Source organism: Armatimonadota bacterium, from assembly GCA_013314775.1.
GTDB lineage: Bacteria > Armatimonadota > Zipacnadia > Zipacnadales > JABUFB01 > JABUFB01.
In genome coordinates this window covers 21,113-40,717 of record JABUFB010000017.1, presented here as the reverse complement: position 1 = coordinate 40,717, position 19,605 = coordinate 21,113, and the positions used below count along the sequence as shown (strand labels likewise).

Sequence of the window (19,605 nt, the reverse complement as noted above, 5' to 3'; positions counted from 1 at the left end):
CGGGAGGCATGCGCATGTCGCGGCAGATTGGACTGATCGGACTCGGGCTAGTGGGCAAGGCGCTGGTCGAGCGGCTGACCGGGGCGGGCTACAGCGTGCTCGGGTATGACATCAACCCGCAGGCGCGGGAGGATGCCCAGGCTCGGGGTGCCGAAATTGCGCCGCATGCCGGGGCGGTTGCGGCGGCAGGTGGAACGATCCTCATCAGTCTGCCGGATTCCGATGTCGTCAGCGAAGTCCTCTTCGCCCCGGATGGCATCGCAAAGTGGATCCCGGCAGGCTCTCTCGTCATCGACACTACTACCGGACGGCCCTCGGATGCCGTCGCCAACGCAGAAGCCCTCGCGAAGCAGAGCGTGCGTTTCATTGACTGCACCCTCTCAGGGTCCAGCGAAGACATCGCTGAAGGCCGGGCCACGGCACTGGTGGGAGACGAAGACTGGAACCTGAACCGGGAAGTGGAGCCCGACTATTTGCCCGTGGTCCAGGCGTTCGCCGCGAGAGTCTTCTGCGTCGGGCCTGTCGGAGCCGGATGCCTGGGCAAGCTCATCGTCAACCTTGTCATGGGCCTGAACCGTGCGGCGCTGGCGGAAGGCCTCGCATTCGGCCTCGGGGCGGGATTGGATGGGCAGACACTGCTGGAGGTGTTGGCCGAGAGCGCCGCGTACTCGCGGGTGCTGGACATGAAAGGCCGGCGCATGGTGGAGGGCAACTACGCGCCGGCCTCGCGCATCGTCCAGCACGCCAAGGATGTGCGCCTCATTCTCGATGAGGGCGAACGTGCCGGCGTGGACCTTCCCCTGGAGCGCGTCCATGCGCAGTTGCTCGAGAGCCTCATCGCCCGTGGCCTGGGGGACCTGGACAACGCGGCACTTATCGAGGCATACCGGCCAGACCAGCGCTGAGAAGCGTCATTGCGCCTGAAGATCGATGGTGCCCTTGTCCGGAATGCGATCGCAGTAGCTCTCGGCCGCTCGTGGAGGCATCCGGATGGTGATGCCCGGGTAGGTGCTGAACTGCTTCGGGGCTCCGGAAGATCCGAACCTCATCTCTCGAGTTTCCGCGCGCAGTGTCACGGCCCGGGCAGCGGGCCGGCCGAGTATCTCCAATGGCAGCAGCACCCAGGCGTCGCTGCCCTGCGCAGCAAGGCACTGGTTGAGGTGAACTCCAGTATCCGCGGCGTTCGGACCGACCTCGAAGAGGATCGCCTGCCCGCCCAGATTGATGTCCCAGTTCATCGACATCGCATAGCTCCGGGCGGGGGGGCCGGGCACATCGATGAAGAGCGAGGTGAAATACTCGGCCTGCGGAACCACGGGCCGGTTGTACCGCACCCGGGCGAAGAGGTACTCGCCAGTCAATGCTGCCTGGAGTTCCAGCATCTCCATGTTGGGTATGGCGTTAGGCTGGTCCACAACGATAGAGGGCACGCCCGGTGCGCTCACTACCAGGGCTCTCGCATCGTCCGGGTTGTCGGGAACCAGGGAGGCCTGTGCGGGGAAGGGCACTGAGCGCCGGGGTTCGCCGGTATCGAAGGCGATAGCGGTCTCCAGGAAGCACTCTACTGGCTGCCCGGTTGTCCAGACAGACAGCATCCAGTCGAAGGCAGGGCCATTGAGTTGCAGGAGCGCGAGGGGCGCTTCCACGGTCGCGGTCCGCCGGTCGAAGGTCACCCGCAGGTCGCTCCCGCCAGGCGCCACACCCCCGGTGAGGCGCTCGCCGAACTGGCCGATCCCACGAACGAAGCTGACTGAAGCCGAGCCGCCCATGAGGGTGCATTGCAGGTTGCGGTCCGGGCCGAAGGGGAGCAATGGCACATTGGCCGTGTCGATGCCGGTGGCCAGACTCCGATCGATGTCCAGCAGGATCGACATGTAGACCGTGTTGTAGTAGTCCGCCATGCCCACAGGCAGGTCTCGGGTGAACTCCACTTTCCAGACCGCACTGTTCCCCCGGATCGCCGTAGTCACGCGTCGAACCAGATGGGGCTGCCTCCCGGCGGCAGGCCATTCGAGCACGCGCTCGGCCGCTCCCTCTGCGGCAGGTGCCCCGGCGTTCACTGCCTGGCCGGTTGAGGCGCGGACCACTCCTGCGTCAGGAACCCTGTCTCTGCTGTCTGTTGAGCCGAAAATCGAGGTAGAGTAGAGCAGGTAATCGAAATCCCCGCGGGCGCTGAGGATATCCAGCGGCACTGTGATCTCCAGTTGCCGGGGATTGAAGCGCAGATTCGTCCCGTTGCCGGCGTCCGCACTGACCTGCAGCTGGCGTCCTTCGCCTGGCCCCGCGAACACGTCCACCTGCCCGAGAGCCACGAGTTCGCTCACGTTGAAGGTGATCTGGGCCTCGAAACCCGGCGCCCCCTCCTGACCTGTGGCGGGGTTCTGGTCGGAGTCGATGTGAATCGTGCCACCCACGCCCCAGCCCATCCCGATTGCTTCTTCCGCGTAACTGATGGTGAAGATCGCGCTCCGGCCCTCTATGCGCGTGTCGATCGACACCACGTCGGGCCCGTCGAAGTCACCAACCGGGTCCTGGAAAACGGCAGCGCTGACGGCCGGGATCGACCCGACCGTCAGCGCCATGGTCACGAGCATGACTCTCAATGCCGCCACGATGCACCCCCTGGTACGGCAAGTCAGCACTACAGCACCGCCACGTCATACCCCAGGTAGTTCTTGAAGGCTTCAACCATTGCAGCCTTCACGTGCCCCGGCGCGCAGCTGACGTGATGCCGGTAGCCGTTCTTGCCCACGAAGTACAAGACGTCTTGCAGGTTCTCGATCTGCGCCACGCCGGCGCAGCCGAAGAAGTCCTCGGCGATCGGGTCCTTGGTGAACTTACCCTCGCCCACGTAGAATTTGACGCGGCCCTCGGCAGTGAGACTACTGGCGAAGGTGAAGTCCATCGGCGCGATCCGGCCCACATTGCACCCGAAAGCGCAGCCCTCGCCCACCACATTACGCAGGATTGCATGGTCGGTGATCCTGCCCGGTCCGGCCATGAGCGACTGCGGCACCGGCCCGCAGTGGAACAGGATGCACTTGTCGTCCTCATCCGCGTAATTGTTGTTCCAGTCCAGACACGTCGCCGGCTGACCGGTGGCCAGCTTCAGGGCGTGCATGGCCACTGCATTGCCTACGTCCACCTCACACGAAGCAGCAATTCCGCGGTCATTCATCTCGCTGAGCAGCACGCACGGGGAGATGCCAAGCTGTGCCTGGAGCTCCACCCAGCAGCGCAGGGCGATGCAGTCCAGCCGGTACTCTTCAACCATGTCATCGATCACAACGCCCAGGCGCGAGATCTGCTCGAGGCGGTCCTCCGGCACACCCTCCCAGCAGGTGTAGCTCCGCAGCCGGGCGATCTTGTCATTGAGCTTCGGAGTGCCCGAGGCAATGTCCTCCATGCGCTTGAACACGTCGGACAGGTCGAACGCCTCGACCGTGATCCCGTGGCGCTGGAGCGTGACCTCGTCGAAACGCACGGTCTTGAAGGCGGTAGTCCGCGCGCCCACAGCACCCAGAACCATGTCCTTCATGCCGCCATACACACGGCAGACCCGGTCGAAGAAGTCGATGTTGGCCGCGAACCGGTCGCTGTGCGGCGAGACAGTGTGCGGCTTGGCGATGGTGTACTTGATACCCGCCTGCCAGAAGACGTCCATGATGGAGAACTTGCCACAGAAGGCGTCCCTGCGAAGCTCCGGAGCCATCTTGTCCAGGTCGTCCGGGTAGGCGTGAATGAAGATCGGGACCCCGGCGTTCTTCAGTGCTGCCATGGCCCCGTTCTCATCCCCGAAATTCGGGAGCGTGAGAATCACCCCGCCGAACTTGCCTTTGTTCTCCTCGAGGAACTTCGCATAGATGCGGCCCTCTTCCGGCGTTTCCACGGCGCCGAAGCGCGTGGCCGACTCGTCCATCAGCAGCACGTCGTGGCCCATTCCTTTGAGGATCGCCACCATCTCCTGGCGCGCCGAAGCCATCAGCGAGCCCGGGAACATGCCGCGGTTCCCAAAGTACAGCGCAAAGGTTGTCTTCGCTGCTTCCATCGATTTTGTCTCCTCCTGTACTTGCGGTGCGAGGTCAGCCCGGGGCCTACGGTCACCCCGATTGGCCCGCCCGATCAAGGAGCTATTCCACGTGGCCTGCAGGAATACCTTCGCGCAGGGAGAAGGTGCTTCCGCCGTGAAGCCGGCAATCCATCGGCCCTTCCGGGGCCGTCGCTGGAGGCGCAAACCATGGAGTATCGCCAATTGGGACGCAGTGGGATGCGGGTGTCCAAGCTCTGTCTGGGCACCATGAACTTTGGGGTGAGCACAGACGAGGCGGAGGCTGCCCGCATCATCGACGTGGGCATCGAAGGCGGCGTCAACTTTATCGACACCGCCGACGTGTACGCCCGCGGGGTATCCGAAGAGATCACCGGGAGGGCCATCGCAGCCAACGGACAGCGGGACAACATTGTCCTGGCAACCAAAGGCGTCGCCACCATGGGCAAGGGCACCAATGATCGCGGGGCCAGCCGCTACCATCTCACTCGCGCTGTCGAAGCCAGCCTGCGCCGCCTGCAGACCGACCGCATCGACCTGTATTACCTGCACATTACCGACATCGACACGCCCATTGACGAGACCCTGGATACCCTCGACATCCTGGTCCGGCAGGGCAAGATCCTCTACTGCGCGTGCTCGAAATGGCCCGTGACGCTGATCATGGAAGCCCTCTGGCTCGCCGACAAGCACGGGTGGCCACGCATCATCGCCGAACAGCCCGCATACAACCTGAGTGACCGCCGGGTGGAACGCGACCTGGTCTGGACCGCGATGCGCCACGGGATCGGCCTCGTGCCCTTCGGCCCCCTGGCCGGCGGAGTACTCAGCGGCGTCTACCGCAAAGGCCAGCCCGCCCCGGAGGGCCACAAGTTCAAGGAAGTCGGCCAGAAGGATGGGCACAACCGCTACACCGAGGAGAGCCTGGACCTCGTGGAGGCGCTGATTCCTCTGGCTGAGGCGAAGGGCATCAGTCTCGCCGAGTTTTCCCTCGCCTGGCTCATGCACCGCCCGGGAGTTACCGCGCCTATCTGCGGCCCGCGCACAGTTGAGCACATGCAGTCCGCCCTCCGGGCATGCGAGGTAGTCCTCGAGCCCGATGACATGGCCCAGGTGGATGAGATTATCGCGCCGGGCGCGAACGTCACCAATTACTGCACCCTCCATGAGCGCATGTGCAGGGCCGTCAACAAGCCGGAGAAGCTCGCACCGTTCTAACTCGGGCTCTCCGTGAATGCGCAGCCGTAGATCCTTCGGATGGGACACACAGGACAGCGCGTCGGCACGACACGCCGGACCTATCCGGCCCGGTCTTGCCGGATGGCAACGGCGCCAACTGCCAGACGCTCACCAATAGTGAGGGATAGACGGGCTGCTTTATCCAGCCTGCAGCTGAATCAGAAAGGGCCCGGCCTCCATCGCCGGGCCCTGCTCCATCACCCGCATGGTTGGGCCCCGCTCAGTCAAACTGCAGCGTGTATGCGGCCTCGCCATGCTGGCTGACATCGAGGCCCAGTTCCTCTTCCTCCGGTGTAACACGCAAGCCCATCACCGCATCCAGGACCTTGAGCACCACCCATGATCCGCCGAAACCCCACGCTCCCGCAGCGAGAACAGCGGCTGCCTGGATGACCACCTGCATCGGATTGCCATGCAGCAGACCGTCGGCTCCCGCCGGGTTGATCACGGTGCTCGCGAAGATACCCGTTGCTATCGCTCCCCAGATACCGCCCACGCCGTGGCAGGCGAAAACATCCAGGGTGTCGTCAAGCGTGGTGCGTTTGATCAGAATGACGGTCATGTTGCACACCAACCCTGCAACCAGCCCGATGGCCATCGCCGCCGACACATCCACGAAGCCCGCTGCCGGAGTGATCGCCACGAGGCCGCAGACCGCGCCAATCGCCGCTCCACTGGCACTTGGTTTGCCCTTGAGATACCAGTCCACCACCATCCAGCTCAGTGTCGCGAAAGCCGCCGCGACATTGGTCGTGAACATCGCGCTGACCGCAAGGCCGTTGATCGCCAGAGCGCTGCCTGCGTTGAACCCGAACCAGCCGAACCACAGCAGCGAAGCGCCCAGGATCACGTAAGGCACGTTGCAGGGCCCGCTGTGCCCGTCACCATTGAGATAGCGCCGGCCAATGACCAGCGCCCCGGCAAGGGCCGAGCTGCCTGCAACCACATGGACTACGGTGCCGCCTGCGAAATCCAGAGCGCCCAGTTCCCGCAGCCACCCTCCCACCCCCCAGACCCAGTGTGCAACCGGGGCGTAGACCACCGTCGCCCAGACCACGATGAATGCCAGCAGCGATTTGAAGCGCACGCGTTCCGCGAAAGCACCGATGATGAGCGCGGGTGTGATTGCCGCGAACTTCATCTGGAAGAAGCAGTAAGACAGACTCGGGATGGTAGCGGCATAGTCGGTATCGGGGGACATCCCCACGCCCCGCAGGAAGGCGTACTTCAGGTTCCCAATGAGCCCTCCCACGCTGCTTCCAAAGGCAAGCGAGTATGCCCACAGGACCCACACCGCCGTGGCGACTGCGAAGATGGCCACGCACTGCACCAACGTTGAGACCAGATTCTTCTGCCGCACCAGGCCGCCGTAGAAGAACCCAAGCGCCGGGGTCATCAGCATGACCAGCGCCGCGGAAAGAGACACCCAGACGGTGTCTGCCCCGTTCAGCTCAGCGTCCTGCGCCGCCGCGACCGCCGGTTCCCAACGGCTCAGAAGCGCCAGAACCGCCGCCACCGCAACCACGCATATCGTCATCAGAATCATCTTGTGCCGCATCTTGCATCCTCCATGCTCGGCCAATTCCCGCTGACTGGGTGAATGGCATCAGGCTACAGGGAGGGTGTTTCGTGGATGTTTCGGGGGAGAAAGGTGTGGGTGTTCGCCGTTAGGCCCCGGAGGGGACGTCCGACTAGAGCCAGGGGCGGGACTCCAGGGGAAACAACCGGGCGATGTTCGGCCGGAAGCCTCCAAAGGGGGCGACAGAAGGGATACGGCGGACAGGCAGAAGCGCCTGTCCCGGTGACGGCAGACGACACGTCTCTCGCATCCGCCAAGACGCCCGGAGCGGAGCGATCCGATCACGGATGGCCGGTCCCCCACAGGCACGGGTCTCAACCGGGCCACGGAGGGCGAACGGCTGACGGCCGAGCCGGATAGGGTCCCTGCGAGTCGTCTCGACGCGCGTTCCCTATGCGGCCCAGCCGAACGGCCGAGGTCGCCGTCCGCCGTCAATACTCGTCCGTGATCCCACGCACGATCTCCACCCAGTCCCGCAGGAGCTCCGGCTTGTGCAACACAGTCTGCACGTCCTTCAGTGTGATGTCCACGTGGCAGCCCTTGCTGGCTTCCATTCCCTCCCGGATCACCTTCCGGATGCCATCCGGGTCCCAGCCGCAGCAGATCATCTGCGACGGGTTCGGCCGCCACGAGAACACGTACTTCTCGCCGATCACCTCGGCCGACTTCGCCACATCCGCCACAGGAACCACCGCAATCCGCCGCAGATTGGGCAGCCTGCTGAGCATCTCCACTTTGCGCGTGAGGTCCTCGCAGCAGCCATACGCCACGAGGCCGAACTTTTCGAGGATCGGGTACTGGTAGTTGAACAGGAACTCTTCATGCATCGCTGGCGACACCAACGCGAACTCCTGGGCCGCACAAAACACCCACAGGTCCTTCCGGCTTACCCCGTGGACGCCCGCCGCCGGGTCGGACAGCTCTCGGGCATACGGCATCGCCTGATTCTGGTGGTTGGACAGGCTCCAGTCGCCCGCTTTCTCCGCCTGCTCGTGCACCTCCAGAATACCCCGGCTCATGAACCCCACCAGCTCATGCAGGAAACCTGGATCGTCCAGCATGTCCATCATGAAGGTGTCAATGCCGCGCAAGTAGCCCAGATCCGTGCTGATGTCCGCGTGCCACACGGTCCACGCCGGCTGCCGGTCGAGTTCCACCGCCAGGATGTCCCCCACCGCGTCCTGCAGCCGCGCCAGATTGACCCGAGTAGCCTCCTCGTCGATCTCATGCCGGGGTTTCACCAGACGCGCGAGGTCCTCGGGCGACTTGATCGGCGGATCGTTTTTCCATGCGCCGCCGGGCACGTTGGGCGGTATCCGCCCGTAAGGGACCCCCCAGACGCTTCCCTCCGGAATCCGGACCGAGGCGCGCTGAGTGATCCACGGTTCAATGATGTAGTCGTCCCCGATCCAGTCCTGGAAGATCATCTGACGGAGGAACTGCTCGTGCCCCTGCCAGAAGCGGTCCTCGCAGCGCGGGGTCGCATCCGGGTGTTCGTTCCACGCCGCCAGCCACCGCACGTAGATCAGCGGCCGGGTTCGGATGAGGCTGTTGTGGTTGCGCCACAGGTTCCGGCGCTCGTCCTGGATCGGTTTCGCCGCGATTTCGGCGTACTGTTTCGCCAGGTCGCGAATGATCTGTATGTCCCGCGGGTTATCCATGACCTCTCCTGAGCGCCTAGAAGGTGATTTCTGAGTACTCCTGTTGGCAGGGATACCCCTGGCAGTACAGGAGCTTCCTCTGCCGCGGGATGCCGATCATGCTGTACTCGGTGTGGCTTCCGTCTCCGCGCCCGTGCCGGCAAATGGACACGTCCCCGTGGCGCCGCAGGACGGCCTGCATCGACGCCAGGCCGAGATCCGGCAGCGACTGCTCCAGTTGGTCCAGCGTATGCCTGCGTGCGATGGCGTTGAGCTTTCCCGGCTCCGACCTGCGGTCGGCATTCCACAAGTGCGGAAGCTGGTAGTAGTTCACGCAGTTCATGACCCGCGCGCCGTCCTCCGGGAAGCGCACCTGCATCAGCGGGCACGGTGCCTCGATGGAGCACATCATCCCATGCGCATCCACGCACAGGATACTGTAGCCCTTACCACGTGTGGGCCGGCTACCGAAAAGCCGCAGGAATTCCGCCGTGGTGCGTGCCCGCATCATGCACTCGTACGCCCACAGGCGGATGAAGACATGATGGTCGCTCTGCTGGTACGTGCTGCCCACCGACGAATACCCCATTGCCAGCCCCTCGGCGTTCATGCCGTCTGTCGTGGCCACCATTCCACAGAAGGTGAACACAACCAGCGGAATACCGTCGTCTCTGCGCACCAGTCTACCGCAGGGGGGCCGCGCCTGGCCCGGCGCACCGCCGTCATTGTTCTTGCCCCACAGTGGCCCGTCCGGCCCGTCCGCGAAAGCGACGTTGGTGCAGCCCTCCCGAGGGTCGTTGTCGCTGGCATACAACGGGCAGTTCAGCGCCAAAATGTCATCCAGGGAGCAGTTCGCCCCTTCGGCCATGCCCTGCATTTCTTCCCAGACCAGGGGGAGCATGTCCCGGAGCACCTCGATGAAAGCGCCCTTCCGCCGATCCCATTCGGCACGGTTGCTCACTGGAGGGAAAGCGTCCAGGTGCTGGGCGATCTCCTCCCGTGTGGCCTCACCGGTTTCCCTGCCGATTGCCCGCGCGTTGCCCGATGCCTCGATGATCTTCATGCGCAACTCCTATCGAGCCTCTCGGCCTTCGGTCGGCACCACAATTCGCCGCAACCAGGGCCCGCACCTGTCTGGCTGCCGGCTATCGTGCCGACATGCTTCAGGTATCCCGCCGGCATCAAGGTGAACGAATATGGCAGTCCCGTCAAGAATCCTCTGCCAACCGAGTTGCGGCGTTTTCGAACCGCATCTGGCCGAGCCGCCCGACACAAGTCTTCGATGGCTCGCGGGGGGGCAAAGACGTCTCGCTCAGCGCGATCAAGAGCCCTCGACGCCGACCCGCGAGCCGAGAGACTGGGCTCAGCGCCAAACGAGCCCTTGTGCCTGGGGCGCCGGGGGACTACAATGCAGGCGTCGTGAAACCATGTATCATTATTTGGAGTGTGACGGATATGGCGAAACTTGCTCGATTGCTGGCCGGAATGTCTATACTGGTGCTGCTCGCGTCCACATTGGCCTCTGCGGCCAACATTCCGCTGATCGGTGACCGCGCACCCTCCTTCACTGCCCCAACGACCCAGGGGACCATCAACTTCCCCGATGACTACAAAGGCAAGTGGGTCATTCTGTTCAGCCATCCGGCCGATTTCACCCCCGTCTGCACCACGGAGTTCATGACTTTCGGCTCCATGCAGGACGAGTTCGCCGCCCGCAACTGCCAGCTCATCGGTCTGTCCATTGACGGCGTTTACAGCCACATCGCCTGGCTGCGCACGATCCAGGAAAAAGTGGAGTGGAATGGCATGAAAGGCTTGGCCATCACCTTCCCCGTCATCGCGGACCCAATGGGCAACGTCGCCAAGCAGTTCGGGATGCTTCAGCCGGGCGCCAGCGGCACTGAAGCCGTGCGCGCAGTGTTCATCATCGACCCGAATGGCATCGTGAAGGCGATCCTGTACTATCCGCTAACAAATGGGCGGAATATGGATGAGATCATGCGCCTGCTGATCTCCCTGCAGACGAGTGCGAAACACGGTGTAGCAACTCCCGCCAACTGGCAGCCTGGCGACGACGTGATCATCCCGCCTCCGGGCAGCTGCGGCGGCGCGGCTGAGCGGATGAAACAGGGCGAAGCCGGGGAGATCAAGTGCCTGGACTGGTTCCTGTGCTTCAAGAAGCTTGAGGAAAACTAACCCGCCGGCGCACCCTCCGCCATTGGACATCGAGGCGGCCTTTTGCCCTCACGCTGGGCTTTAGGCCGCCTCTTTTGCTACCCGCACCTGTCAAAAGTACACGATGCACAGGGGGCGGGTTGCGTGTAAAATGGTTGCGCCGAGGGTAAATGGAGAACATTGAGCATGGCGAAAGGTAACCGTAGCATGAAACCCGGGAGGCGTCTGCGTAGAGAAAGCGCCTTTGCCCTACTGGCAGCTTCGATGCTGGCTGCGCTCCTTGCGGGCTGCAACGTGGCCAAGCCCTACGAGCAAGCCGAGCGCACAGATGATATGCCGGTATCGCCGGAGGCAGTGCCGTCATATCGTCTACCCCAGCCACCTGCCCCGGTTGCCCCGTCTCCACCGGCTTCCGTCACCACCACCTCGACACCCCCTGTCTTCCTGGACAGGCTGGAAGACAAGGCGTCCGAGCAGGCCCAGTTCAAGTACTGCCTTGATGAGCGATACAAGCGGTACCATCGCTTCAACTGCCCCTACGCGCCCAAACAGACCCGCGGTTATACACTGGCTGTACAGGGGACGGACCTGGCTCACCGCGAAACGATGCAGACCACGGGCACCCACATGAGCCGGGCCCAGATCAAAGCCAAAGGTTACAGACCGTGCCAGCACTGCCGGCCCGATCTCGACCAGCCACCTGCCTGGTATCGCGGCGAGTCCCGAGAGTACCGCCAGCGGCAGTCACTTCCTTTCAGCGTCCACGGCAGCGGCCGCATGAGCTCCGGTGAAGCGAGCACTGCGGGGCAAGGGCGGGTAGGCGGGTCCAGCCCCATGGGTCTGTCACAGTAGGCAGCGAACGGGTCTTGAGTCTCCGAGCGTGGCCCTGATCGGCGGCTTGCAACACTGTCGGCGGCACACGCGGCCGAAGGCAGGGGTCTGACCGCGCGAAGTACCCGATTGTGTCTCCGGTCTGTGGTCAGTGTCACAGGGAAACCACATCCCCAGCCGGCAGTGAAAGCTGTGCGGAGAATCCCGCGCGATTCAGGGGTGAAAGACAACAGTTCCCGAAAAAAGCCGAACCACCTGCGGAAGCTTGTCTGCGAATTGCGCGAGAAGCATACTCCGGTTGGCAGCGTGGCTGAACCCAAAGAGGTCGCGGTTGCGGTAAGCCGTCATGTGTCGCGGCTTGTGGCGTAACAGAGGACTATCGGTTTTGGTGGACGCGTTCCGATTGATACCGAATTCGCGTTCAGCATGCCCTCAGCCGTTGTCCCACAGCCTGCAGCCGGGGGCGGAAGCCCGCGGATTGTCGCCCCGTGACGCGGCTTGAGCCCCCGACAGGGGCGACAGGCCGTTCACCGCGCACCCGGTCTGGCCGCCCCTCCGATGCTTGTGGCCCATTCCTGGGGCCGGCACGCACATCACAGGACCGATGGTCCTGATGGCGCAACAGGGCCGCCTTGACTCCCCGAAAACAGACTAACTATAATGGCCCAGTCTGAACTCACCCGCCAGGGGCATCGGAGGCAAGGGGAACTCCCGCGCCCGGTTGCGGGGCGTGCCCACCTGAGCGCAGGCCCGTTCGGATCGGGGACGGTCTCTCGTTGCATTCTGGCCGATCCATCGATTGCGCCGGTGGAAGTTGCGGTCCGGAATCAGTATCCGGGCAGCGCCACGGGTTTCCTGATGTCCTGTTACAAGCACTGGCGAGACGCACCACAGGGAGCCTGCCGGGGGTGCTCCACCCCTGCTCACCCCTATAAGGTCAAGGGTGTAAGCAGGGCGTGAGTTCGTCCCAGCGGCTGGGCGCACGGATGGGGCTGCGGAGAGGTTGCGTCGCCGAGAAGCGCTCCAGGAGGAACCATTCCAGATGCCAGAGGACGTCCTGCCTCCCGACGAGCCTCAGAGCCTGCGAAAAGAGCTTGAGCGATACCGTCTGGTAGTCACCGAGCTTCAGAGCAAGATACGCGCCCTCGAAGAGGATCTGAGCACTGCAAGCACCATGGCCGAAATGCCGGCCGTGGTGGTGACTCAGCCTGAGCTGCGCAAGACCCTTTCGCGACTCATCAGCAAGGTCGCGATGATCGTGCAGGCTGAGAAAGTCATGGTGCTCCTGTACCAAGCCGAGGCCGGGGAACTGGTCGTCTTGCCCCCCACCCTGGGCATCACCGAGGAACAAGCCAGCGAACTGCGGATCAGCCCTGACCAGGGCATCAGCGGCCTCGTATTCCGTTCAGGTGAGAGCGCGATCTACAATGACGCGCTCAACGATCCTCGCACCCTCGACGCAGAAGTCTCCCTCCTGCGCATTCACAACGGCATCGCCGTCCCGCTTATCATCAAGCAGCGCGACGAAGAGGAGCGCGTTGTTGACGAGCGCGTGATCGGCGTCATGCACGTGTTCAATAAGCGCTATGACCAGGATTTCAATGAGGATGACGTCCGGCTCCTGGAGATGTTGTCAGACCAGGCTGCCGCAATCATCTCCAACGCCCAGCTCTACATCGAGCTCACTGAGGTCAAGGAGCAGCTCGAGAGCACCTTCGAAAGCATCCATTCGGGGGTCATTGTGGTCAGCATCGCGGGGAAACTGCGGCTGATCAACAAGGCCGCCTGTGACATGCTGCACATCCCGCACCAGGAATACCAGGCCCGCCCCATCGATGAGGTCATTCCTCTCGAATCGGTGCGAGTGTTCCTGCACGAGGCGCTTCAGGCACGGCAGGAGATGAGCCGGGAGATCAGCGACGAAGAGGGCCATCGCATCTACAAGGCAGAAGCCACCCTGATGGGCGGCGACAACGGCGAAGTTGCGAATATCGTGGCGATCTTCACGGACATCACCGAGATTCGCCAGGTGGAGCGCATGAAGACGGCCTTCGTCTCCACCGTCTCCCACGAACTGCGCACGCCGCTCACATCCATCAAGGGCTTCACCGCCACCCTCCTGGACGACCCCAACGGCGACCTGTACGACAGTGAGACCCGATACGAGTTCTACACGATTATCGACCAGGAGTGCGATCGTCTGACCCGGCTGATCAGCGACCTGCTCAACGTCTCGCGGATCGAGTCGGGGCGCGCGCTGGACATGCAGATCAGCGAAGTCAGTATCCATCAGGTTGTGGCCCGTGTTGTGCGCACCCAGCAGCAGGGCACAACGCGTCACCGGCTGGTCAACGAAGTGCCCGAGGATTTCGTTCTCATCGAAGCCGACGAGGACAAGGTCTATCAGATCCTGGACAACCTCCTGGGCAACGCAGTGAAATACTCGCCGGATGGAGGCACGATCACCGTTTCCGCCGAGGACGAGGGCGACACGATCCGCATCGATGTCAAGGACCCGGGTCTGGGGATCCCGGAGCGCCACCGAGAGAGCATCTTCGAGCGGTTCCACATGGTGGACGACGACGTGGACCACAAAGCGGTCAAGGGCACGGGCATTGGCCTGTACCTGGTTCGCCACCTTGCGAGAGCCCACGGTGGCGAAGTCTGGTTGAGCTGGACGGAAGTGGGAAAGGGCTCACAGTTCTCCGTGCGTCTGCCCAAGGTCCCCAAGACGGAGTCGGCCTAGAAGCAAGACCGGGCGCGGCGCAAGTTGACCGCTCCGACCGTATCGCAGGCCCCCTTGTCGGGGGCCTTTGCGTACCCACCGCCCGTCCGGCACGCGAGAGGAGTGGCTGATCTGAAAGTTGCGATTGCTTCCGACCATGCTGGCTTTGACCTCAAGCAGTTCGTGGTCAAGCTCCTGTCCGAACAGGCAGAAATCGACGAAGTGCAGGATCTTGGTACTGATTCCCACGCAAGCTGCGATTATCCCGACTTCGCCATAGCCGTCGCCAGGTCCGTCGCGTCGGGCAGCGCCGACTGGGGCATACTCATCTGCGGCACCGGTGTGGGCATGTCCGTGGCAGCAAACAAGATTCCGGGGATCGTCGCGGCTCTGTGTGCCGACTGCTATACGGCCCGCATGGCTCGGGAGCACAATGACGCCAATATCCTGTGCATGGGCGGGCGTGTCATCGGCCCTGGTGTCGCAGAGGATATCGTGCTCAGCTTCATGCACGCGGAACCAATTGTAGGTCAGGAGCGCTATACTCGCAGGCGGGAGAAGGTAAGCCGGCTGGACACCCGCCCCGCCACCGACCAGACATGAGCGAACAGACCCCTGATGCCCGTCCCGACTGGGACGACTATTTCATGCAGATCTGCCACGTGGTGGCCACTCGGTCCACATGCCTTCGCCGGAAAGTGGGGGCGATCCTGGTCAGGGATCGGCGGATCCTGACAACCGGCTACAACGGCCCGCCAAAGAAGCTGCCACACTGCGCGGAACTCGGAGGATGCTACAGGGAGAAACTTGGCATCCCAAGCGGGCAGCGTGTCGAACTTTGCCGGGCAGTGCATGCCGAGCAGAACGCCATCGCCCAGGCAGCGGTGCACGGGGTCGACCTCGATGGCGATATCACCTGCTACTGCACCACCCAGCCCTGCGTGACATGCGCAAAAATGCTGGTGAATGCAAACGTGAAGCGCATCGTCTACGAGGGTGATTATCCGGACGAACTGGCGCTGGAGATATTCAAGGCTGCCGGGGTCGAGCTCTGCCGCCGCCCGGGGCCTTCGGAGGATGACGAGTAGGTCGATGGAGCCGCTTATCTCGGGCCTGGGGGCCCTGGTTCTTGCCCTTGTCCTCACTCCCCTGTGGATTCGCATCGCGCCTCGTCTGGGCGCTATGGATTATCCGCGGGGCAGGCATAAGCACAGACAGCCCACGCCGACAGTGGGCGGGATCGCTATTTTCCTGAGCGCCTGGGCGGGCGTGATCGCCGTCACCGGTTGGCCGCTCCCCCACCCACTGATCGGGCTGCTGATCGCTTCTGCGCTTCTTGTGTGCATGAACGTCTACGACGACACGCGAGGCCTGCCGCCAGCGGGTCGTCTTCTGGTGCTCATCGCGCTTGGCGGCGTAGCGTATGCCTGGGGAGTTCGCATCGAGGGGCTGACCAACTTCTTCGGTCTGTTCGGCGAATCCCGGTGGGTGCAACTCGGCTGGTGGTCAGCGCCACTTACGATCTTCTGGATCGTGCTCATCACGAACGCGATGAACTGGCTGGATGGTATTGATGGCCTCGCAGCCGGTGTCACCGGCATATCGGCCCTGACCCTGGCGATTATGGCCGGCTTCGGCCCCGAGATTGGCCCGTATCCGCTGATCGCGATCTTTGCGTCGGCGCTGTTCGGCTCTTGCGCCGGCTTCTTGCGCTACAACTTCGCCCCGGCACGGGTATTCATGGGCGACACGGGCGCGATGTTCCTGGGCTTCACGCTGGCCTGCCTGTCGGTCATGGGCGCGTTCAAGTTCCCCACCGCTGGGACTGTCATTCTTCCGGTGCTGGTGCTGGGTGTGCCGTTGTTCGATTCCACCACGGCGATCATCAAGCGGCTGCTCAGGGGCAAGAACCCGCTGGTCGGCGACCGCAACCACATCCACCATCGGCTCGTGGATCGTGGCATGAGCGTGCCCCAGGCGGCCCTGGTGATCTACGCATTCTCGGGCACTCTATGTCTGGCTGCCCTCTGGTTGTGGTCCAAGTGATCCCCCTGAAGATCGCGCTGGTATTCGGAACTCGCCCGGAAGCCGTGAAGCTCGCGCCTGTCTACCAGGAACTGCGCAAGCGCAGCGACCGCTTCAATGTCGAGGTCATCGTTACCGGCCAGCACCGTGAGATGCTGGACCAGATGCTGCGCGTCTTCGACATGTTCCCGGACGTTGATCTGGACATCATGGCGCCAGAGCAGACCCTGGCGCAGATCACCACGCGGGCACTCACCCAGCTTCAGGAGGTCTTCGCCGAACGAGCGCCGGACCTGGTGTTGGTTCAGGGCGATACCGCTACCTGTTTCGCAGCCGCCCTTGCAGCGTACTATGAGAAAATCGCAGTGGGCCACATCGAGGCCGGCCTGCGCACCAACGACCGCTACTCTCCCTTCCCCGAAGAGATGTACCGGCGCCTTACCGACCAGCTATCTGAACTGCATTTTCCGGCGACCCACCGCTCGCGCCACAATCTGCTGGGCGAGGGCACCAGCATCGACTCGATTTTCGTAACCGGGAACACCGTAGTCGATGCCCTCTACACGGTGATGGAGCGCGGCCCAGGCCTCGAGAAGACCGACCTGCACTGGGTCAAAGACATCGAGGGGCGCGTCTGCCTGCTCACGGCCCACCGTAGGGAAAACCTCGGGGTGCCACTGACTCGCGTCTTCCTTGCAGTGAAGCAGCTGGTGGAGACCTTCTCGGACCTCAACGTGATTTTCCCGGTCCACAAGAATCCCAAAGTGCAGCGGGCGGCCCAGGAGATCCTGGGGTCTTCGGAGCGAGTCGTCCTGTGTGAACCGGTGGATTACCTGACCTTCGTCGCACTAATGGACCGCGCGGATATCATCATCACGGACTCCGGTGGCGTGCAGGAGGAGGCGCCGGCGCTAGGAGTCCCGGTGCTGGTGGTGCGCGAGACCACAGAGCGCCCGGAGGGTGTCGAAGCCGGCGTGGCGCGGCTTGTGGGCACCCAGACCGAAGACATCGTGGCCGGTGTCAGCCAGATTCTGCGCAATCCCGGGGAGTACCGGCGGATGGCGTCGATCGGCTGTCCTTACGGTGATGGCAGGGCAAGCGCGCGGATCTGTGACGCCATCGAATACTTCTTCCACTTGCGCGATACCCGTCCCGCGGAGTTCGAGTGGCACCCTCGAAACGTCGAGGGCGGCCATCAGGACGACGAGGCTCCAGAGGAGTAGGACGTCGGGGCTCGGAGCAGCAGACGCATGGAACAATGGACGACACGGCGGATCGTCATCCTCACCCTCACCGTGGGCACGGTGCTGTACCTGGTGTACTACGTGCCGGGCGCCATCGCCCATTTCGTGGGGCGCATCTGGGACGTCGTGGTCATCCTGGTGCTGTCCACGGCCCTTGCTTTCCTTATGGCCGGGCCGGTTGAGTTCATCAGCCGCCTGCGTATACCCCTGCCGGTCCGCACCCGCCGCGTCATCGCCACCATCCTGGTCATGGGCGGACTCGTCTATCTCAGCTGGATACTCACGGTTCTGACGGCCACTCAGATGGTCGAGGAGCTTGAAGGGCTCGTGAACATCACGAAGAGCTGGCTCATCCAGGCGCCCGGTCAGTTGCAGGCGTGGCTGGCAAGGTACGACGCCCAATTGCCGCCGGGCCTCATCGAGGCAGCCACGGGTACGGTCGCCCAATGGACACAGGACCTGCTCCAATACCAGTTCGGATTCGCGAAAGGCGCTCTGCTGCGGGGCTGGTACCTGGTTGAGCTTCTCATCATTCCGGTGCTCGCATTCTACTTCCTGGTGGACAGCGCCACGCTTCGCGCCGGCACTCTCTATTTCACCCCTTCCCAATACAGGGAGTTCGCGGGCTGTCTGATGGATGATGTCGCCCGGCTCCTGCACAGCTACGTGCGGGCCCAGGTACTCCTGTGCATTCTCAAGTCGATCCTTGTGGGCCTGGTGCTCTACTTCTGCGGGGTCAACATGTACCTGACCCTCGCGCTCATTGCGGGGCTGTTTCGCATGGCGCCCGTTGTGGGCCCCCTGGTAGCGGGGATACCCTGTGTTGGTGTGCCGTTGCTGCAGAATGGCCTGTCGGTGGGCCTGATCGTGCTCGGTTTCTACGCTCTCTTGATCTTCTTGGACGGCAAGCTGCTCACTCCCGTGGTTCTTGCTGAAAGCGCTACGCTGCATCCCGTGGTCGTGATCGTGAGCCTGCTACTGGGGTACGAGTTCATGGGGGTGCTCGGACTGCTGGTCGCCGTCCCGGTTGCCGGAATCATCCGCACCGTCTACATCCGGTATCAGCAGACATTCCTCGGTGCCGAACCGCCGCCCGGACACATTGGGCCTGACGCTGCCTGACGCGACATCAAAGCAGTCCAGAGGTTGCATTACATGAACATGGCGCAGGCGCTGATCCTGGCCTTCATCCAAGGCGCCACCGAGTTTCTCCCTGTGTCGAGTTCGGGACACATGGCCCTGGGGGGCAAGCTGGTTGGGTTGCCCCAGGCGCCGCTGGATTTCGTGGTCGCTACGCACTTCGGCACACTGCTTGCGGTTCTGGTGCACTATCGCCAAGACCTGCTCGCCATGGTGCGGGCCATCATCAGACCCCGAGGCGATGATCCGGAAGGCGGCGATACTCCATCACCCGCTGATTACCGGCGGTTATTCGGGAACCTGATCCTCGCCAGCATACCGGCAGCCATCGCCGGTGTCCTGTTGGAGGACCGCATCGACGCCGCCTTCGGCGATATTCGTCTTGTCGGGCTTGCGCTCATCGTGACCGCAACGCTGCTTGCCGTCGGTTCGCGCCGCAGTGGTCCCGTGGACCTGCCCGAGACCACGTGGAAACATGCTTTGTGGGTGGGTGTGTGCCAGGCAATCGCGCTGGTTCCGGGGATCTCGCGCAGCGGCTCCACCATCGCGGGGGGTCTGCTGGGCGGCTTTTCCAGGCAATGGGCACCGCGCTTCGCCTTTCTCATGTCTGTCCCCGTAGTGCTTGGCGGCACGTTTTTTGAGGCCCGAAAGCTCTTCAGCGGCGGTATGGAAGCGAACTTTGACCCGGTCATCTACGGGATCGCGACCCTGGTCGCGGGGGTGGTGGGATACCTGTCGATTCTCCTAGTAATCGATAGCGTGCGCAGGGGAAATCTGCTATACTATGGCGCGTATTGTCTGGCGGTGGGCCTCGTGGCCATCGCCACTGGTTTCTTCGTCACCCCGTAAGCCGGTTCGGCCGGGGCCCCGTGGCTCCGGCTGGTCTTCTGACTGGTTGGCGTGGTTGCGCGGGATCCGGTGGGGAGGGTCATATCCCGCCGATTCATCAGCCTAAAGCA

16 protein-coding genes are annotated in these 19,605 nt (G+C 63.2%); 11 read left to right on the top strand and 5 right to left on the bottom strand.

Annotated features, from left to right (window positions below; translation table 11 throughout):
- The first annotated feature begins 14 nt into the window (after window positions 1-14).
- Complete coding sequence (locus tag HPY44_19840) at window positions 15-905, top strand: NAD(P)-dependent oxidoreductase (protein ID NSW58265.1); 891 nt, start codon at window positions 15-17, stop codon at window positions 903-905.
- Between the two features lie 6 nt (window positions 906-911).
- On the opposite strand, the gene HPY44_19835 is transcribed toward HPY44_19840, so the two are convergent.
- Both HPY44_19835 and HPY44_19830 read right to left on the bottom strand, forming a co-directional pair.
- Window positions 912-2,612 (bottom strand): hypothetical protein, encoded by a 1,701-nt coding sequence (locus HPY44_19835; protein ID NSW58264.1) that lies wholly within the window; start codon window positions 2,610-2,612, stop codon window positions 912-914.
- Window positions 2,613-2,641: 29 nt separating this feature from the next.
- Window positions 2,642-4,048: a hypothetical protein gene (locus tag HPY44_19830; protein NSW58263.1), complete on the bottom strand. Its 1,407-nt coding sequence runs from the start codon at window positions 4,046-4,048 to the stop codon at window positions 2,642-2,644.
- 189 nt (window positions 4,049-4,237) lie between these two features.
- Between HPY44_19830 and HPY44_19825 the strand changes: the two genes are divergently transcribed.
- On the top strand, window positions 4,238-5,266 hold the full coding sequence (locus tag HPY44_19825) for an aldo/keto reductase (GenBank protein ID NSW58262.1): 1,029 nt from the start codon (window positions 4,238-4,240) through the stop codon (window positions 5,264-5,266).
- 241 nt (window positions 5,267-5,507) lie between these two features.
- Here HPY44_19825 and HPY44_19820 read toward each other — a convergent pair whose 3' ends face one another.
- The 3 genes from HPY44_19820 to HPY44_19810 form a co-directional block, all read right to left on the bottom strand.
- Window positions 5,508-6,833 (bottom strand): ammonium transporter, encoded by a 1,326-nt coding sequence (locus HPY44_19820; GenBank protein ID NSW58261.1) that lies wholly within the window; start codon window positions 6,831-6,833, stop codon window positions 5,508-5,510.
- Window positions 6,834-7,297: 464 nt separating this feature from the next.
- Window positions 7,298-8,527 carry a hypothetical protein gene (locus tag HPY44_19815; protein NSW58260.1) on the bottom strand — a complete coding sequence of 410 codons (1,230 nt, stop codon included), beginning with the start codon at window positions 8,525-8,527 and terminating at the stop codon, window positions 7,298-7,300.
- 16 nt (window positions 8,528-8,543) lie between these two features.
- Window positions 8,544-9,569, bottom strand: coding sequence for a hypothetical protein (locus HPY44_19810; GenBank protein NSW58259.1), 1,026 nt, complete (start codon window positions 9,567-9,569; stop codon window positions 8,544-8,546).
- Between the two features lie 470 nt (window positions 9,570-10,039).
- Here HPY44_19810 and HPY44_19805 point away from each other — a divergent pair, with 470 nt between their 5' ends.
- The 9 genes from HPY44_19805 to HPY44_19765 all read left to right on the top strand — a co-directional run bounded on the left by HPY44_19805 (window position 10,040) and on the right by HPY44_19765 (window position 19,495).
- Entirely contained in the window at window positions 10,040-10,702 is a 663-nt protein-coding gene (locus HPY44_19805; GenBank protein NSW58258.1) for a peroxiredoxin, read from the top strand.
- A 165-nt stretch (window positions 10,703-10,867) separates the two neighbouring features.
- Entirely contained in the window at window positions 10,868-11,533 is a 666-nt protein-coding gene (locus HPY44_19800) for a hypothetical protein (protein ID NSW58257.1), read from the top strand.
- 1,021 nt (window positions 11,534-12,554) lie between these two features.
- Window positions 12,555-14,258: a GAF domain-containing protein gene (locus HPY44_19795; GenBank protein NSW58256.1), complete on the top strand. Its 1,704-nt coding sequence runs from the start codon at window positions 12,555-12,557 to the stop codon at window positions 14,256-14,258.
- Window positions 14,259-14,369: 111 nt separating this feature from the next.
- Window positions 14,370-14,840, top strand: coding sequence for a ribose 5-phosphate isomerase B (gene rpiB / locus HPY44_19790; GenBank protein ID NSW58255.1), 471 nt, complete (start codon window positions 14,370-14,372; stop codon window positions 14,838-14,840).
- The gene (locus HPY44_19785) at window positions 14,837-15,325 is read left to right on the top strand and encodes a cytidine deaminase (protein NSW58254.1); all 489 of its coding nucleotides are present in this window, start codon (window positions 14,837-14,839) and stop codon (window positions 15,323-15,325) included. Before rpiB ends, HPY44_19785 begins: the two co-directional genes overlap by 4 nt.
- A gap of 4 nt (window positions 15,326-15,329) precedes the next feature.
- Window positions 15,330-16,283, top strand: a complete 954-nt coding sequence (locus HPY44_19780; GenBank protein NSW58253.1) for an undecaprenyl/decaprenyl-phosphate alpha-N-acetylglucosaminyl 1-phosphate transferase — start codon at window positions 15,330-15,332, stop codon at window positions 16,281-16,283.
- Entirely contained in the window at window positions 16,250-17,485 is a 1,236-nt protein-coding gene (wecB, locus tag HPY44_19775; GenBank protein NSW58252.1) for a UDP-N-acetylglucosamine 2-epimerase (non-hydrolyzing), read from the top strand. The genes HPY44_19780 and wecB overlap by 34 nt, the downstream gene beginning before the upstream one ends.
- A 27-nt stretch (window positions 17,486-17,512) precedes the next feature.
- On the top strand, window positions 17,513-18,628 hold the full coding sequence (locus HPY44_19770; protein ID NSW58251.1) for an AI-2E family transporter: 1,116 nt from the start codon (window positions 17,513-17,515) through the stop codon (window positions 18,626-18,628).
- Window positions 18,629-18,661: 33 nt separating this feature from the next.
- Window positions 18,662-19,495 (top strand): undecaprenyl-diphosphate phosphatase, encoded by an 834-nt coding sequence (locus tag HPY44_19765; protein ID NSW58250.1) that lies wholly within the window; start codon window positions 18,662-18,664, stop codon window positions 19,493-19,495.
- The last annotated feature ends 110 nt before the right edge of the window (window positions 19,496-19,605 follow it).

Excerpts from the sequence above, each read along its gene's own strand:
- HPY44_19840 (NSW58265.1), top strand. The coding sequence starts at position 15 with ATGTCGCGGCAGATTGGACTGATCGGACTCGGGCTAGTGGGCAAGGCG.
- HPY44_19830 (NSW58263.1), bottom strand. The coding sequence starts at position 4,048 with ATGGAAGCAGCGAAGACAACCTTTGCGCTGTACTTTGGGAACCGCGGC.
- HPY44_19825 (NSW58262.1), top strand. The coding sequence starts at position 4,238 with ATGGAGTATCGCCAATTGGGACGCAGTGGGATGCGGGTGTCCAAGCTC.
- HPY44_19820 (NSW58261.1), bottom strand. The coding sequence starts at position 6,833 with ATGATTCTGATGACGATATGCGTGGTTGCGGTGGCGGCGGTTCTGGCG.
- HPY44_19815 (NSW58260.1), bottom strand. The coding sequence starts at position 8,527 with ATGGATAACCCGCGGGACATACAGATCATTCGCGACCTGGCGAAACAG.
- HPY44_19810 (NSW58259.1), bottom strand. The coding sequence starts at position 9,569 with ATGAAGATCATCGAGGCATCGGGCAACGCGCGGGCAATCGGCAGGGAA.
- HPY44_19800 (NSW58257.1), top strand. The coding sequence starts at position 10,868 with ATGGCGAAAGGTAACCGTAGCATGAAACCCGGGAGGCGTCTGCGTAGA.
- HPY44_19795 (NSW58256.1), top strand. The coding sequence starts at position 12,555 with ATGCCAGAGGACGTCCTGCCTCCCGACGAGCCTCAGAGCCTGCGAAAA.
- HPY44_19785 (NSW58254.1), top strand. The coding sequence starts at position 14,837 with ATGAGCGAACAGACCCCTGATGCCCGTCCCGACTGGGACGACTATTTC.
- HPY44_19780 (NSW58253.1), top strand. The coding sequence starts at position 15,330 with ATGGAGCCGCTTATCTCGGGCCTGGGGGCCCTGGTTCTTGCCCTTGTC.
- wecB (NSW58252.1), top strand. The coding sequence starts at position 16,250 with ATGTCTGGCTGCCCTCTGGTTGTGGTCCAAGTGATCCCCCTGAAGATC.
- HPY44_19770 (NSW58251.1), top strand. The coding sequence starts at position 17,513 with ATGGAACAATGGACGACACGGCGGATCGTCATCCTCACCCTCACCGTG.
- HPY44_19765 (NSW58250.1), top strand. The coding sequence starts at position 18,662 with ATGAACATGGCGCAGGCGCTGATCCTGGCCTTCATCCAAGGCGCCACC.